General features: G+C 70.4%; 1 pseudogene. It reads left to right on the top strand.

The window, feature by feature from the left end:
* Window positions 1-284, top strand: a pseudogene (locus tag GWK61_RS55360) (MarR family transcriptional regulator); the annotation flags it as partial.
* Between the last annotated feature and the right edge of the window lie 132 nt (window positions 285-416).

Below are 416 nucleotides of genomic sequence, written 5' to 3'. Positions count from 1 at the left end.
CCTCGCGGTGGGCGATGGTGCCGGTGTTCGCCCCGAACGCCGATCCAGCCGAGGCGTTGGCCGGACTGCCGCAGCCGTACCGGGACGTGCTGGAGGCGATCGACGACGCCGGGGAACCACTGCGATCGGTGGATCTGTGCCGGTCGCTGGGTCTGGGGGTGCAGGCCAGGGTCACCGAGGCGATGCGCGGCAAGCTGAACCGGCTCGTTGAGCGGGGCTGGTGTGTGAGTGGCGAGCCGGGCAGGTATGGACTGGCCCCTGGCGTTCACGGGCGAATCGGGTGAAAGCGCCGCGGCCGACGGGCCCTTCCCTCAGCGTCGGAGGTGACGAACCATCCCGCGCGCAAGGAAGAGCCCGCCGTGTCAGAGTACGCTTTCGCCCCCGATCCCGAAGCCTGTTTCGATGCCGCCCGCGAC

This window comes from Catenulispora rubra (assembly GCF_015356825.1).
GTDB lineage: Bacteria > Actinomycetota > Actinomycetes > Streptomycetales > Catenulisporaceae > Catenulispora > Catenulispora rubra.
Note: the sequence above shows the minus strand (reverse complement) of the source record. Positions and strands in the feature narration are given on the sequence as shown.